At 68.9% G+C, this 15584-nt stretch carries 14 protein-coding genes and 1 pseudogene; 3 read left to right on the top strand and 12 right to left on the bottom strand.

Annotation, left to right across the window (positions count from 1 at the left end; genetic code table 11):
• Window positions 1–2 precede the first annotated feature (2 nt).
• Genes P3X83_RS21765 through hypE form a run of 3 tightly spaced genes read left to right on the top strand, consistent with a single transcriptional unit; the run spans window position 3 to window position 2363 of the window.
• Window positions 3–245, top strand: a complete 243-nt coding sequence (locus P3X83_RS21765; protein WP_277307020.1) for a HypC/HybG/HupF family hydrogenase formation chaperone — start codon at window positions 3–5, stop codon at window positions 243–245.
• On the top strand, window positions 229–1317 hold the full coding sequence (hypD, locus tag P3X83_RS21760; protein WP_277307002.1) for a hydrogenase formation protein HypD: 1089 nt from the start codon (window positions 229–231) through the stop codon (window positions 1315–1317). The genes P3X83_RS21765 and hypD overlap by 17 nt, the downstream gene beginning before the upstream one ends.
• On the top strand, window positions 1314–2363 hold the full coding sequence (gene hypE, locus P3X83_RS21755; RefSeq protein ID WP_277307001.1) for a hydrogenase expression/formation protein HypE: 1050 nt from the start codon (window positions 1314–1316) through the stop codon (window positions 2361–2363). Before hypD ends, hypE begins: the two co-directional genes overlap by 4 nt.
• Before the next feature lie 61 nt (window positions 2364–2424).
• On the opposite strand, the gene P3X83_RS21750 is transcribed toward hypE, so the two are convergent.
• The 12 genes and pseudogenes from P3X83_RS21750 to P3X83_RS21695 all read right to left on the bottom strand — a co-directional run.
• Entirely contained in the window at window positions 2425–4758 is a 2334-nt protein-coding gene (locus P3X83_RS21750) for a glycosyl hydrolase family 65 protein (RefSeq protein WP_277307000.1), read from the bottom strand.
• Window positions 4755–5510 carry an HAD-IA family hydrolase gene (locus P3X83_RS21745; protein ID WP_277306999.1) on the bottom strand — a complete coding sequence of 252 codons (756 nt, stop codon included), beginning with the start codon at window positions 5508–5510 and terminating at the stop codon, window positions 4755–4757. Before P3X83_RS21745 ends, P3X83_RS21750 begins: the two co-directional genes overlap by 4 nt.
• A gap of 109 nt (window positions 5511–5619) precedes the next feature.
• The gene (locus tag P3X83_RS21740; protein WP_277306998.1) at window positions 5620–5805 is read right to left on the bottom strand and encodes a hypothetical protein; all 186 of its coding nucleotides are present in this window, start codon (window positions 5803–5805) and stop codon (window positions 5620–5622) included.
• A complete protein-coding gene (locus P3X83_RS21735) occupies window positions 5802–6284 on the bottom strand; it encodes a hydrogenase maturation protease (RefSeq protein WP_277306997.1) in 483 nt (160 codons plus the stop codon). Before P3X83_RS21735 ends, P3X83_RS21740 begins: the two co-directional genes overlap by 4 nt.
• Window positions 6277–7566, bottom strand: a complete 1290-nt coding sequence (locus P3X83_RS21730; protein WP_277306996.1) for a nickel-dependent hydrogenase large subunit — start codon at window positions 7564–7566, stop codon at window positions 6277–6279. The genes P3X83_RS21735 and P3X83_RS21730 overlap by 8 nt, the downstream gene beginning before the upstream one ends.
• A complete protein-coding gene (locus tag P3X83_RS21725; protein ID WP_277306995.1) occupies window positions 7556–8272 on the bottom strand; it encodes an oxidoreductase in 717 nt (238 codons plus the stop codon). Before P3X83_RS21725 ends, P3X83_RS21730 begins: the two co-directional genes overlap by 11 nt.
• A complete protein-coding gene (locus P3X83_RS21720; protein WP_277306994.1) occupies window positions 8269–9072 on the bottom strand; it encodes an FAD/NAD(P)-binding protein in 804 nt (267 codons plus the stop codon). Before P3X83_RS21720 ends, P3X83_RS21725 begins: the two co-directional genes overlap by 4 nt.
• A gap of 47 nt (window positions 9073–9119) precedes the next feature.
• A complete protein-coding gene (locus P3X83_RS21715; RefSeq protein WP_277306993.1) occupies window positions 9120–10178 on the bottom strand; it encodes a 4Fe-4S dicluster domain-containing protein in 1059 nt (352 codons plus the stop codon).
• Window positions 10179–10214: 36 nt separating this feature from the next.
• Entirely contained in the window at window positions 10215–10910 is a 696-nt protein-coding gene (locus P3X83_RS21710; RefSeq protein ID WP_277306992.1) for a CBS domain-containing protein, read from the bottom strand.
• Window positions 10911–11153: 243 nt separating this feature from the next.
• Entirely contained in the window at window positions 11154–13853 is a 2700-nt protein-coding gene (locus tag P3X83_RS21705; RefSeq protein ID WP_277306991.1) for a beta-L-arabinofuranosidase domain-containing protein, read from the bottom strand.
• Window positions 13854–13906: 53 nt separating this feature from the next.
• Window positions 13907–14572 carry a hypothetical protein gene (locus P3X83_RS21700; protein WP_277306990.1) on the bottom strand — a complete coding sequence of 222 codons (666 nt, stop codon included), beginning with the start codon at window positions 14570–14572 and terminating at the stop codon, window positions 13907–13909.
• Between the two features lie 328 nt (window positions 14573–14900).
• Window positions 14901–15584: pseudogene (locus P3X83_RS21695) on the bottom strand (hypothetical protein); the annotation flags it as partial.

Here is a 15584-nt window from a genome sequence, read left to right as displayed (position 1 = left end):
TCATGTGTCTCGGCATTCCAGGCAAGCTCGTCGAACTGCTCGGCGGCACGCCGCCGATGGGCGTGGCCGACTTCGGCGGAGTGCGCAGGGAGATCTGCCTGGCCTACGCCCCTGACGCGGGCCTGGGTGACTATGTGATCGTCCATGTCGGGTTCGCCATCTCCGTGGTGGACGAACGGGAGGCCGCGCGCACGCTCGCCGTGATTCAGGCCATACCGGGAGGACTTGATGAGATATCTGGATGAGTACCGTGATCCTTCGCTGGCCAGGGCCCTGCTGAAGGAGATCCACGCGCTCACCTCCCGGTCATGGACGATCATGGAGGTGTGCGGCGGCCAGACGCACACCATCGTCCGGCAGGGCATCGACGAGTTGCTCCCGGACGGCGTACGAATGATCCACGGCCCTGGCTGCCCGGTCTGCGTGACCCCGCTGGAGACGATCGACCAGGCGCTGGCCATCGCCGCCCGCCCCGAAGTCATCTTCACGTCCTTCGGCGACATGCTGCGCGTGCCGGGCTCGGACACCGACCTGCTCGCGCTCAAGGCGCGTGGCGCGGACGTGCGGGTCGTCTACTCGCCCCTGGACGCCGTGCGCCTGGCCCGGCGATACCCCGACCGGCAGGTGGTGTTCTTCGCGGTGGGCTTTGAGACGACGGCGCCCGCCAACGCGATGGCCGTGGTGCACGCCGCCGAACTGGGCCTGGCCAACTTCAGCATGCTGGTCAGCCACGTCCTGGTCCCACCCGCGATGACCGCCGTCCTTTCGTCCGAGCGCAACGAGGTACAGGCGTTCCTGGCCGCCGGGCACGTCTGCGCGATCATGGGCTGGACCGAGTACGAGCCGCTGGCGGCCAAGTACCGGGTGCCGATCGTGGTGACCGGATTCGAGCCGTTGGACCTGCTGGAAGGCATCCTGATGGCGATCCGCCAGCTTGAGGACGGCCGTTTCGAGGTGGAGAACCAGTACGCCCGCGCCGTCCGCCGAACCGGCAACAGCGCGGCGCAGCAGGCGCTTCGCCGGGCCTTCCGCGTCGGTGATCGCACCTGGCGGGGTATCGGCCCGATTCCGGGCAGTGGGCTGGTGCTCGCCCCCGAGTACACCTTCTTCGACGCCGCCTTGCGGTTCCAGGTCGAAAACGTGACCGCGATCGAACCTCCCGCCTGCATCGCGGGAGAGATCCTCTGCGGCACGCGGCTGCCCACCGACTGTGCCGCCTACGGCACGCTCTGCACTCCACGTCATCCGCTCGGGGCTCCGATGGTATCGGCCGAGGGCACCTGTGCGGCCTTCCACAACGCAGGGAGACAGTCATGACCTCCGTCGTCGATCCGCTGGCCGCGACCTGTCCGGCCCCGCTCACCGAGACCACCCATGTACTGCTGGGACACGGTTCCGGCGGCCGGCTGATGGCGGAACTGCTGGCCGACCTCGGGCCCATCCTCGGCACGGCGACCGACGACGACGCCGCGGTGGTCGCCATGGGCCGCGAGGAGGTGGTGGTCAGTACGGACTCGTTCGTGGTGACCCCGCGCTTCTTCCCCGGCGGCGACATCGGCTCGCTGGCCGTGCACGGCACGGTCAACGACGTCGCAATGATGGGCGCGCGTCCGGTGGCGCTGAGCCTGGCCTACATCATCGAGGAGGGCCTGCCGATCGACGAACTGCGGCGATTGACCGCCTCCGTCGCCAAAGCGGCGGCTGAGGCCGGCGTGCGTGTGGTCACGGGCGACACAAAGGTGGTCGGCCGTGGCGCGGCGGACGGGCTCTACATCACCACGACCGGGTTCGGCCTGCGCCTGCCACAGGCCGACTGTTGCGGCGCGAACGGCGAGCCCGGCGACGCCGTGCTGCTGTCCGGCCCCATCGGCCTGCACGGAATCACGATCCTGAGCACGCGTGAGGGCCTGGGTTTCGAGACGGAGATCGCCACCGACAGCAGGTCACTGCACCGCCTGGTGGCCGCCATGATTCTCGCGGGTGGCTCCGGCGTGCACGTGCTGCGCGACCCGACCCGTGGTGGTCTGGCCGGTGCCCTCAACGAACTCGCCGCTGCCGCTCAGGTGGGAGTGGAGATCGACGAGATCGCGATCCCGGTGCCGGGGCCGGTCGCCGCCGCCTGCGAGATGCTGGGCCTGGACCCGTTGCACGTGGCCAACGAAGGCTGCCTGGTCGCCTTCGCCGCTCCTGACGTCGCCGGCGACGTGCTGGCCGCCATGCGTACCCTCCCGGAGGGACAGCAGGCCCGCCGGATCGGCACGGTCACCGCCGAGCACCCCGGACGCGTTCTCATGAAGACGCCGCTCGGCTCGGCTCGGATCGTCGACATGCTCGTCGGTGAGCAACTTCCGCGCATCTGCTGAACGGAACTGGTAGATGGGCGGGTGCGGCGGCCGAGGTCGCCGGAGGCGGGGGTGGCTCTCATCAGCTCTTCTCCTGTTCGGTGTCGAAGGTGTGGGATGCACCGCGCATGAGGCGGATGCGCTCGGTACGGAGGGTGACCTCGATCAGATCGGGTCCGTCGTGGTTGCGGGTGACGGTCACCCTGTCCGGATCGGCGTCGATGGACAGGGCCGCCCCTCTGACCCGGACGGGGAACGAGATCTGTCCGAGCCGTTCTGGCACCAGAGGGTCCAGAAGGATGCCTTCATGCGTGACCCGCAGGCCGAGGAAGCAGCGCTGGACGAGGTCCAGCGTGCCCGCCATCGCACCGAGATGGATGCCTTCGCGCGTCGTACCGTCCTGCACGTCCTCCACGTCGGCGGTGAGCGCCTCGGCGAAGAACAGCCAGGAGGCGGCACGGTCGGTGCGTGCCAGGACCCACGCGTGCACCACTGCGCTGAGCGTTGAGCCGTGGCAGGTGCGCTCCAGGTAGTAGGCGACGGTGCGGGGGATGAGGTCCGCCTTCGGCGGGTACCCCAGCCGGGTCAGCACGGCGGTCAGCTCCTCGGCGCTGAGCAGGTAGCACAGCATCAGCACGTCGGCCTGCTTGGACGCCTTGTAGCGGTTGGGGTCATCACCGTCGGCCTCCAGCGCCCGATCCAGGCGGCGAATCCCGGCATAACGCCGCCAGTCCAGCTCCTCCAGGTCGGCGTAGCCGGAGAACTGGCTGATCACCCCCTGGTGGAAGTCGACCCTGATACGCCGCGAGATGTCGTCCCAGCGCGCCAGCTCCGCTTCGCTCACCCCCGGCCAGGCCGTTACCCGCACCGCCTCGCACGCCCGGGGCATCAGCCACGCCGTCATGACGTTGGTGTAGGCGTTGTTCGACAGGCCGGGAGCCGGCGCACCGGGATAGGCGTCGTGATACTCATCAGGACCCATCACCCCGTGAATCTCGTACCGGCCCGACGCGGGGTCGAGAACGGCCAGCGACGCGAAGCATCGGGCGATCTCCACGAGCAGCTCAGCGCCGCACTCGGCCAGGAACGCCGTGTCCCCGGTGGCCGTGTAGTGGTGCCAGACGTTGTGGGTGATCGCCAGGCCGACGTGCCGCTGCAGAGACGAGTGGTCGGGCAGCCAGTGTCCGGAGGCGGGATTGAGGTGGAGGGTTTGACTCTCCTCGCGGCCGTCGCTGCCGCTCTGCCAGGGGAACATCGCCCCGGCGTACCCGGCCTCGCGTGCGGCGGCTCTGGCCTGCGGGAGCCGTCGCCACCGGTAGCGGATCACGGCCTGGGAGATCTCGGGGAACCGCAGGTCCAGCCAGGGCAGCACGAAAAGCTCGTCCCAGAAGACGTGCCCCCGATATGCCTCGCCATGGAGCCCCCTCGCCGGGACGCCCACATCCAGGCCGGCGGTGTGCGGGGAGAGGGTCTGCAGAAGGTGGAAGACATGCAGGTGAACGATCTGCGACACCTGCGGCCCGTCCACGTCCAGGCGAGCGCGTTCCCATAGTCCGTTCCAGGCGGCGCGGTGCCGGTCCTGCAGCTCACAGAAGCCGGGGGCGTCGCTCAGTAGCTCTCGGGGGCAGGTGGGACGGGGATCGCGTGAGGTGGTAAGCGCGACCGTCTTGGTGACGGTCACCGGCATGCCGGTCCGCAGGTCAAGGTCATGTTCTTCGGCGATCCAGCCATCGCCGGACTCGACCCGGCCCACGGTGTCCTGATCGATGTACAGCCGGGCGGCGATGGTGATCAGGATGCCTGACTGGCGTGTCCGGGCGCTCAGCCAGGTGGTGCCGGGCGTACCATCCGCGGCGTGGCCGATGAGGTGGTCGCCGCGCAGGGCGCGGTACCGCTCCACACCGCGGTTGGCGACCCGGCCCTCCAGCGCGGAGCGCACCCGCAGCGTCCCGGCCCAATCCTCGGCGGTGAACGTGGTCGAAAGCGCAGCCAGGTGCGGATCGGCCATGGACACCAGGCGGCGCTGCCGTACCGAGGTGGTACGGCCGGCCGTGTCGCGGTAGCGCAGGAAGCGGTGCAGTACGCCGTGCCGCATGTCCAGCTCCTGGCGGTACTCCAGCAGTTCCACATCTTGAGGACGGAACCACGGCGCGCCGGGGGTGGCGAACGTCAGCGGCAGCCAGTCGGGCAGATTGACGATGTCCTCGTTGGTGACCGCCCGCCCGGCGACCATCGAGGTCAGCCGGTCGTAACAGCCCGCCGCGTACGTTCCCGGCGTACGTGCGCCGGTTTCCTCGGGCGTCGCCCCGCGGGTGGCGAACACGCCGTTGCCCAGCGTGCACAGCGCTTCGCGCGATCCTTCCGACGCGGCTTCGAACCCGTCGTAGACGAGTGTCCATGGGTCTGGCGAGTTCATCGGGCGCCTGCCACGCCTTGGACGCGCAGTTCCGCCAGATCGGTGACCACCACGTCCGCGCCCGCTGCCGCCAGAGCCTCGGCCTGGCCCACTCTGTCGACCCCCACGACCAAGCCGAACCCGCCACGCCTGCCCGCTTCGATACCCGGCAGCGCATCCTCGACCAGGGCGCAGCGAGGAGGTGGCACGTCCAGCAGGGCAGCGGCCTCGCGGAACAGCGCAGGGTCGGGCTTGCCCGCGAGACCGAGCCGTGCGGCGTCATTGCCGTCCACGATCACGTCGAACAGGTGGGTCCAGCCCGCCGAGGCGATCACCGCACGGCAGTGCCGGCTCGCCGACACCGCCGCGGTACGGCCACCGCTGTGGCGTAACTCCGCCAGCAGCGCTGCCGTGGACGGGAAGGTCGCGACGCCGTGCGTCTCCAGCCGCTCGGCGAAAAGGCGGTCCTTGACCGTTCCCAGGGTGTGGACCGTAAACGCTCCCGGTTCGTCGCCTGGGCCGCCTTCGGGAAGGACGATACCGCGCGAGGCCAGGAAGATCCGGACCCCGTCCATGCGGGGCCGCCCGTCCACATAGCGCAGGTAGTCCTCATGCTCGTCGAACGGCCGGGTCCGCTCGGACGGCGGCAGCCCGTCCAAGAAGTCGTCGAACACGCGCTTCCACGCCGCGGCGTGCACGCGTGCGGTGTCGGTGACCACGCCGTCGGTATCGAAGACCACGGCGGTGAACACGCTCAGATCGATGGCAGGCATGTCGCGTCCCTTCCTGTAGTCTTCCCGCTTTGTCGCCTCCGACGCCATGGCCGGGCAGAGAGCGCGGCCAGGGACGTCAGGCCCCGCCGGATCCAGGTTCTCGGGACGCTCAGGCAACGGGGGTCGCCGCGTTGTCCGCCTCCACGGTTCCGGGGCGCTGACGGAGCACCCGATCGGCTTCGATGAGCGCGCGGACCTGCTCCTCGAGCACGGCGATCCGGCGTCTCAGCACGGCGATCTCCGCGTCGAGCGGGCCGGAAGCCATGATCACGCGTCCGCCTTGCGGTGTCGTCATGACGTGCTCACCTCCGTGTGCGTCGCCGGATCGTCTCCGATGGCCGGCGGTTGCGATGTGCGTCCGGATGTCCACGGGTGCAGTGCCGTCGCCAGAGTCACGACCGCGGTGGCGACGGCGGGGCTGAGCGTGCTGCCGAAGCCGAAGTCCGCGCCCTCGATGGTGTAGAGGACCAGCCGGCCGGGCAGCCGCCCGAGGGCGCGGCCGAGGTCAGCGGCGTCGCGCAGGCTCAGGCTGTGGGTGCTGGCCGTGGTCGCGGGCAGGCCTTCCAGCCCGGTATGACGGAGCACGGTACCGGGTGCCGCCCCTGAACGGGCGGCGTCCACCACGATCGCCAGTTCGATCCCGGTCCACACCTCGATCAGCTCGGCCGGGTCGCCGCCGTTCTGGACACCGCCGAGCAGCCGCGCCACCGCGAGCCCGGCCCCGTCGTCGCCCCGGTACTCGTTGCCGACGCCGATCAGCACGTGACTAGTCATGGTGGATGTCCAGGTCCAGGAAGTGGGCCGAGCAGGAGATGCAGGGGTCGTGGTTGCGGACGGCGCGTTCGCACAAAGCGGTCAGCTCACGGGTGGGCATGTTCAGCCGCGGCTCGATGAGAGCGCGCAGGTCCGCCTCGATGCGGGCCTGGTTCTGCGCGGTGGGCGGGACGATGTCCGTCTCGGCGATAAGGCCGTCGCCGTCGATCCGGTAGCGGTGATAGAGCGTGCCGCGCGGAGCCTCCGACGCCCCATGGCCGACCGAGGCGCGAGGCTCCACCGCAACGCGAGGGCTGTCCGGTTCTGTGTAGTTCCGCAGGATGCGCAGAGACTCCTCACAGGCGTGGACGATCTCCACGGCCCGCACCACGATGCTGCGGAACGGGTTGCGGCACGGCGTTTCGAGTCCCGCGTCCGCGGCGGCGGTACGAGCGAGCGGCGAGAGCCGGGCCGAATTGAGCGCGTAGCGGGCCATCGGCCCGGTCAGGTATCCGCCCTCGCCGTCCAGGCGCGCGTGCAGCGCGGTGGAGTACGGCACCTGCTCCTCGACCACGTGCAGCGGCCAGTCGGCGACGCCGAAGGCGATGCCGTCGCTGCTCGCCGGGTCGCCGGACAGAATCGCGTACTCGGCCGGATGGCGCAACGCGAAGAACCGGTAGTCGTGCTCGACGTCGGGGAAGTCGAAACCGGCCACCCACTCCACGGTGGCCACGGCGGCGTCGAGGGCATCTTCCAGGCGTTCGGCGACCGGGCGCAGTTCGGCGCGGGTGGGCACCCGATGAAAGCCGCCCAGCCGTACGTTGACCGGGTGGATGGCCCGCCCGCCGATCGCGGCGACCAGTTCGTTGCCGGCCTTCTTCAGCGCGAGGCCGCGCTCGACGACGGCGCGATGGTCGGCGGCCATGGCGACACCGCTGGGGTATCCGAGGAAGTCGGGGGCGTGCAGCAGGTAGACGTGCAGGGCGTGGGACTCGATCCACTCGCCGTAGTAGAGCAGCAGCCGCAGGTCGCGCAGCGGCCCGTCCACGGTCACGCCGCAGGCCGCCTCCAACGCCTGGCAGGCGCTCATCTGGTACGCCACGGGGCAGATGCCGCAGACCCGCGCGGTGATGTCCGGCGGCTCGGTGAAGTCCCGGCCGCGCAGCAGCGCCTCGAAGAAGCGCGGCGGCTCGTAGATGTTGAGCCGCAGGTCGGTGATCCTTCCTGAGCGGGTACGAACCAGCAGCGCGCCTTCGCCTTCGACGCGGGTCAGGCCGCCCACTCTGATGGTCTTATGCGTCACGGTGGCTCCCGAAGAGGCGGAGGATCTTCTGCTCAGGGCACGGGGTGAGCGCTGCCGGGTTGGGCGTCTCCTTCGGCCCGAAGCAGCCGAAGCAGCCGCGGTTCCACAGCGGGCACAGCGCGCCGCAGCCGGCCTGCGTGATCGGGCCCAGGCACGGTGTGCCGTGCGCGACCAGGACGCAGGTGTTGCCGCGGGCCTTGCAGTCCACACATACGCTGTGGGCAGGGATCGCCGGGCGTCGCCCGGCAATGAAGGAGCCGATCACCTCCAGTAATTGGTTCTTGTCGATCGGGCAGCCGCGCAGTTCGAAGTCCACCGGTACGTGCGCGGAGATCGGCGTCGAGCGCTCCAACGTGGAGATGTAGTCGGGGCGGGCGTAGACGACCGAGGCGAACTCGCGTACGTCGGCCAGGTCGCGCAGGGCCTGGATGCCTCCGGCCGCGGCGCAGGCGCCGATCGCCACCAGGTGCTTGGACACGCGGCGGACGTGCCGGATCCGTTCGACATCGTCCGGCGTGGTGATCGAACCCTCCACGAGGGACAGGTCATAGGGCCCGCGCCCGCGTGCGCTGGAGGCTTCCAGGAAGTAGGCGATGTCCACGCGGGCGGCGACGGACAGCAGCTCGTCCTCACAATCCAGCAGGGTGAGCTGGCAGCCATCGCAGGAGGCGAACTTCCACACCGCTATCTTGGGCCGTCGTTTCACAGTTCCTTCACCTCCAGCAGGGGCGCCGCCCGGTCGAAGGTCAGGACCGGTCCGTCCAGGCAGGTGAACAGCGGGCCGAGCTGGCAGTGCCCGCAGCGGCCGATGCCGCACTTCATGTTCCGCTCCAGCGACAGCGCCACGCGGGCGGATGAGACTCCGCGCTGTACCAGCTCGGCGGCGGTCGCGCGCATCATGATCTCGGGGCCGCAGACGAACGCGTACGTGCGGGCCGGGTCGAACTCGATCCGGTCGATCAGACCGGTGATCAGGCCGACGTGTCCGTTCCAGAGCCGGTCGGGATGGTCCACGGTGACCCGGACATCGACCCGTGCGGCCCAGCGGTCCAGCTCGCGCGGGTAGATCAAGGTGTCCGGGGTGCGGGCGCCGACGATCAGGCTGATCCGGCCGTAGCGTGCGGCGTGCGCGGCCAGCTCGCGGATCACCGGTCGCAGGGGGGCCAGGCCCAGGCCGCCCGCGGCCACGACGACGTCGAGGCCGTGCGCGCGGGACAGGTCCCAGTGTGTGCCGTACGGCCCGCGCACGCCCACCACGTCGCCCGGCCTGACTCGGCACAAAGCCCGGCTGACCGCCCCCACCGCGCGGATGGTCTGCACATATCCTCCGTGGCGGGCGCGCCCGCTGATCGAGATCGGGATCTCACCGACGCCCGGCACGTAGATCATCGTGAACTGACCGGGAAGGAACGGCGGGCACCGCCCTTCGGCAGGCTCCAGGATGAGCGTCACCGAGCCGGCCCGCTCCGGGCGGCGCGAACGCACCCGATAGGGAACGGGGAGCATCGTGGCAGGTGCCGGTTGAGGCCCGGGGGGAGGCATCGTCATGGCGGTCATCGCAGCCGCTCCAGCTCTTCGGTGATGTCGATTCCCGCCGGGCACCAGGTGACGCACCGGCCGCAGCCCACACACCCGAAGCCGCCGAACTGTTCGACCCAGGAGGAGAACTTGTGGGTGAGCCACTGCCGGTACCGGCTTCCGGCCGAACCGCGCACCGGCGTACCGCCCAGCTCGGTGAACTCCAGCGCGAAGCAGGAGTCCCAGCGTTCGCTGCGCTCGGCCGTGCCGTCGGTGAGGTTCACGGTGTCCTCGACCGTGGTGCAAAAGCAGGTCGGGCAGACCATTGTGCAGTTGGCGCAGGTCAGGCAGCGAGATCCGATCTCGTTCCAGATCGGCGACTCGCGCTGTTCCACCAGGCGCTCACGCAGGCCGTCCAGTTCGACGCGGCGGCCCATGTGCTCCGCGGCCACGCGCGAGATATCGTCAGCGGCGTCCTGGTCGCCGGCGGTCGCCGGGCGGTGCGGGAGCGACGACAGCAGTTCCTCACCGCGCGGGCCGCCCGCCTGGGCGAGGAAGCGGTGCGGCCCGGTCAGCTCGGTCAGCGCCAGGTCGAACCCGCCGGTGGCCTTCGGCCCGGTGCCCATGGAGGCGCAGAAGCAGGTGCCGCCCGGCACGGCGCAGTTCACGGCGACCAGGAACAGCGCCTCGCGCCTCGCCCGGTAGGCCGAGTGGGTGAAGACCCGGTCCTGTACGGCGAGCGCCGCCAGGTCGCACGGCCGTATCCCGAGCAGGGCCACGGGCCGCGCGTCGGGTTCGACCTCCTCGACGCTCTCCCCGCGCATCCGCAGCAACGTGGCGCGCGGGGGATGGGTATATGACTTGGCCGAGTCGGGGCTCGCCGCGTAGCCGAACATCAGGTCGTTTCCGGCGCCGTGCGCCCGGTACCGCCCGGGCTCCTGCGCGTCGGCCCAGCCATGCGGCAGATCCTCCGCGGAGGAGATCGGCGCGAAGCGGATCACTCCGTCACGGACCACCGGCCCGGCCACGGTGTATCCGCGCTCCATCAGGCCGGCGATCAGCGGGTCCAGCGAATCGAGCACGGCGCGCTCCATGGCGGCCTCCCTGTCTGTGAGCGCTGGGCCAGGGGGTCAGGCGCCGCCCCAGGCGGTGACCGGAAAGGTGTCGTCCTGCGACCAGGTCACCCTGGAGTGGACCGCGACCACCCCGTCCAGGCGCTCGGCCGCGCGGACCGCGGCGTTGGCCTGGCTGCGCACTTCCGTCCGCCCCTCGATGGTGACGACGCCATCGGTCACAGTGACCTTCCGGTCCATGACCTGGGTGAGCGTGGCCTCCTGGGCGAGCAGGAGGGTGATCTCGGAGTCGTCCTGGAGGAACACCTTGATCAGGTCGTGGCGGGTGACGATTCCGACCAGCAGGCCGTCGGCGTCCACGACCGGCAGCCGTTTGACGCCGTGCCGGTCCATCAGGCGGGCGGCGAGCACGACCGGGGAGTCCGGGGTGGTGACGATCGCCGGAGCGGTCATCAGGTCGTTGACCGTCTCGGCCTCCGCCTTGCCCGCGGAGTCGCGCTGGCTGCCCAGCCGGTGGCGCAGCCGGGCACGAATCGGCGGGCTGTAGTACTCACCGAAGTAGCGCTCCCGGTACTCCTCCTTGCACAGCAGGTCGGTCTCGGAGATCACGCCGGACACCCGGCCGTCGGCGTCGACCACCGGCAGGCCGCTGACGCCCGTCTCGACGAGCTTGGCCACGGCGTCGTGGAACGAGGTGTCGCGGGTCACCGTGGCGACCTCGCCGGTCATCACGTCGCGAACGGTCGTCTTCATGGCGTCCCATCCTTCCTTCAGTCTCTACCTGGGACGCTACGCACGGACGTCGCGGGAGTGCAGGGCCGAACAGCCCGGCAGATGGGGCCGAAGCCCCTGCGGAAAGTCCTCTCCGCTCCGGGACCTTCGCCACTGTTCGTCGCCCGGCTTGGGCGATCTGGGGGCGGCATCCGATGTTGAGCCCTGCGACAGACGCCGGCATGGCGACGATCGTGAGGACATACGGCCTCTCGATCTTCCTGCTCATGCCCCGCTTGGCAGCCAGGAGATGTATCGGCTGCTATTGCCCCAGGTCAGATCGATGTTCCACTCCACCAGCTGATGAGTGATGTCCGGGTTCGGCAGGAACTTGCCGGTCCAGGTCATGCGCCCATCCGGATCCTTCCCCAGGGCGAATCTGGTCGTAGGCATGCGAGCCGGATCGAAGAACACGAGCTGGTCCCCTTCCGTAGCCCAGAAGGTCTCGTTCGGGTGGTCGGATTCGATGCTGCCGTCGGGATGCAGCAGGACGCTGATCGGGAAGGAGTTCGGCCGACGGAACTGCCACACTTTGCCGGTGACTTCACGGTCGAGTTGCCGTAGCAGATGCGTGATTCCGGGGTCGGGCAGGAACGCTCCCGAGTGGTCGACTCGACCGAACTGTGAACGGGTGTCGGTGAAACGAGTCGTCACCCGGCCGTCCCCGTCACGGAAGACGAGCGTGCCGCCCTCTTGTGCCCACGAGCTCTCGTTAGGGTGTGAATGCCCCTCAAGGGTGCCTCCTGCACGCAGCCGGAGGAGGCTGGTGACAATCGACCCGTTCGCTCGGGCCAACTGAAACCACTTCCCTTCCACGCTCAGATCGACTTCGCGCAGTTCGTGGACGATGCGCTCGTCGAACCTGAAGCCGCCCCGCAGCACGATGCGCCCGTTCTCCCGGGCGTCCCACGCGAAGTGGGTCGAGGTTCGCCCATCAGCGGCGAAGAATGCCAGTGTGCCGTCCTCTCGGCCCCAGCGCGCTTCGTTCGGGTGCGCGTGTCCCTGAATGGTGCCGTCGGCGAGCAGCCGGATCCGCTGGGCGATGACCGAACCGTCACCTCGGCTGAACTGGAACACCTTGCCTTCGACGTCGCTTGCCCCTACGGCAGGAGTGACCGGCATGCCGGCGCTCGCGAAGTCGCCCAGGCTTACCTCACCGACATCGGTCCGGGCGTGCACGCGCACTACACGTCTGTCCTGTGGGGCAGGGACGGACTGGTCGAGGGTGATCTGTGCCGAGGCGGTCATCGGCGGGAGTGTGTGGATGTCGAAGCGGTCGTGGCGTTCGTCGTAGGCGAGCAGGATCGGTCCTCGATACAGCGCGACACGCCCTCGGGCTCCGTTGCCGCTGCCCGGGTCGCAACCGGGCGGTGGGGCCGCGCCGATCAAGGCTCTGGTGTGCAGGTCCAACGTCAACGAGATCGTGTCACCCGAGTGCCAGGTCCGCTCGATGGTGTGGTGGCGGCCTGCGGCGATCTCGCCGCGGGAGGCTCCGTTGACGGAGATCGTGGTCCTGGTCGACCAGGACGGGACCCGCAGCCGTATGGCGAAGGCTTCGTCTCGGGACAGTGTCACGATCAGCTCGACTCTGCCGTCTACGGGATAGCTGGTGCGCTGCTCGATGGTGATCTCGTTCCCCGCCGGCGTCGTGAGCCAGAAGCGCGACGGACCGTAGAAGTTCACCACGATGCCGTCCGGGGAAGCCATCACGGCCCACTCGGAGAGCATGCCCAGCCCTCGGGGACCGTTGGCGGAGCAGCAGCTCAGGAACGAGGCACCTGGCCGATCCTGGAAGCCCAGGTCGTAGGGGGTAGGCCTGCGTGCTCCCTCGAACGCGGGTGCCCTGCGGAGCGGAGGAGGCAAGGCCATCACGGGCATGCCCGAGGTATCGATGCCTCCCATCGGGGTGTTGTAGGTCCACCACCGCCCATCGGGGCTCTGCGCGCCCAGGGCCGCGTTCCAGGTCGACAATTCCAACTCGTCGGCCGCATCGCAGGAGCCGGTCAGACGGAGCATGTCGACGGTCAACGCCATCCAGGCCACGGTGGCGCACGTCTCGATCGGACGGGGATCGAAGGGGTTTCCCGTCGCCCGCTCTATCGCGGAGAAACCACCGGTGCTGTGCCGGTCGAACGTACGGATGCCCTCCCAGGCGTTGATGAAGGCCCTGCGGTACCGCTCCTCACCGGTGATCCGATATAGCTCGCCCACTGCTTGCAGGCTGTGCAGTCGCTCCCAGCGGGCCCCCGCCCCCAACGCGGCGAACAGGCTGCCCGGTGTCTGGAACTTCCTCACGTAGTCGCCCCCGTCCGGCACGCTCGTCCATGCCTGCTCGAACAGGCGTAGGAGGTCGAGATAGCGCGCCTCGCGGGTCTCCTGGTGCAAAAGCGCAGCGACGTGGGCGAACGCGAGATTCATCGTCGGATGGCGCACTCTCGCGATCGCTCCGGGGTCGCCGAGCCTTGAGGACAGGTGGTCAGCGGCCTTTCGGCACGCCTCGAGAGCACGGGCGTCGCGGTTGTAGCGGAATGTCTCGTAGAGTCCGAGGACACAGTGGTAGTGCCCCCAGACATCCCAGTTGTCGCCGAAGAGCCGGGCATCTCCGTCGAACGGCCCCAGATAGCCGTCGGCACCCTGGTGTCCGATCAAGCCATGCACGACGTCTTCGACAGTATGGTCGAGTTGCCGGTCGCGTGACATGCGTAGATCCTGAACCGCAGAGATGAGGTACTTGCCGACGAACTCCCCCGACCAGGGCAGGTACGGTCCACCGGGTCGTGGATCGATAGTGTGATCGAACATCGTCACAATCGCCGGATTCGCTGTGGGGACGGCGAGGAGCCAATTGCGCCGATTGGCGAGAAGCCGCGCCCCGATGACCCCATCGAAGGAGGCCCTCGTAAGATCTGCTCGTTCGAACCCCATATGGACTCCCTTTGATCCGCGTGCGGTTGCGAATGGAGACGGGTACCCGAAGGTCACGGTGGAAAGGTGCCGCCGTCCAGCCACCCAATACGTTCGTGGGTCTCCGAGCCGACGATCTCCCCACCCGCCTTTTCCAGCGGCTCTCTCGTACCAGGCGAGAAGCCATCCATGATGAAGCCGGTCGCTTTGCAGAGGTACTCGACCGCCCCGAGCGAGGAGTCGTCGTCGCGGAGCCAGCGAGCCGACTTGATGGTGTTCACCCGCGTCGCTCCCGTTTCGACCGCGGCGGTCATGGCCTCCGTCAGGGCCCGCTCGAACTCCTCCTGGTCTCGCTCGTATGGCAGCCGCAGCAGTACGGTGAGCAGACCGGTATGGTGCCCGCCGCGTTCTTCCTCCGACGCCGTCTTGTCGTCGGGCACGCTCACGTAAGGCGGCCAAGAGCGGGGGGGCCGGGCGAATCTGGCACCCAGGGCGGTCAGCGGGCCGCGCATGCCATGGAATTCGACCCCTGTCGAAATGATTGAGTCGACCGCGCAGAGGTAGGCTGGCGCACCCGTCCTGGGCCAGGTGCGGTACAGGCTGCGGGCGAACAACCAGTCGGCGTGCCTCGGACGGTCACCCGCCACTGGAAACACCTCTTCGAGCACCGCGTGCTCGAAACGCTCGGTGTCCGCCGCGGGATCGAGTTCCAGTCGGCACATGGTGATATTCCTGCTCACCTGGGCCTCCTTTCATACGTCAGGCCGTACTTTCCGGCTGGGCTGTGGTGCCTTCGTGGCGGAGAGACGGCAGAGGGCGGGGTCCTAGCCGCGGTCGCTGAGCTTGTCGGCCGTCACTTCGCCGAAGCAGTCGAGGTCGTTCGTCGCAGTGAGCGTGTAGCCGCGACCGATCACAGCGTTCGAACTCCTGCTTGACCGCTCGGCCGGTCCAGGCCCGCATGCGCCCGCGCTGCGGGCCTGGACTTGTCGCCGGGACTTCTCGGCGAACACCGCCTGACCGTCGCACTCCGCGGCGGCTTGGCGGTGGCCGCAGGCCACGTGCGCCTGGTCAGACCTGGACCACGTCGAAATGCGCCTTGTACGAGGCGCCTTCGCCGCTGAGGAGCTTGGTCTCGATCTTGTAGGAAACGCCGTGGCTGTCCAGCCAACCGGCCTTGGCCGTATCTGTCAGCCGCCCCGTATCCAGGACCAACGTGTCGGCGTCGATCTTGTCGTCGCCGAAGTCGAGCAGGTCGTTGACCGCCTTGGCGATGTCCGGCGCGAACTTCTGAAGTACCGCGGTGACGGCTGCTCCGGCCAGCGGCCCGCCGACCGCGGTGACGCCTGCGGCGATGCCGCCGGCTGCTGTTCGTACGCCACTTTCGACGACGTCGCGGTACTTGTTGGGGTCGCCTTCGTCGTGCTCCATCAAGACGACGCCGAGGTTAACGCCATGGGCCGGACCTCGATAGATCTCCACCTCGTCTGGGCAAGATTCTCCGGCGTCCACGTCCTCGTAGATCCGGCTCCGGACTGTGTTGGTCGCGCCCGTGGCCGATACGGTCGTCATGATGACATACGGTTCGTCCTCGCTGGAGCCTTGATCCCAGTCGGTCTCGCCGAAACAGACCAGACCCCGGTACCGGATCGCGACGTTGATGGGCGGCGGCAGTTCCTCGTACCAGTAGGCGGCTTCTACGGCGCCGTCGGTGGTGGGCCACCATAGTTCCATGCTTTGTGGGATGCGGGAGAC

The sequence above is a fragment of the Spongiactinospora sp. TRM90649 genome (assembly GCF_029382225.1).
Lineage (GTDB): Bacteria > Actinomycetota > Actinomycetes > Streptosporangiales > Streptosporangiaceae > Spongiactinospora.
Note: the sequence above shows the minus strand (reverse complement) of the source record. Positions and strands in the feature narration are given on the sequence as shown.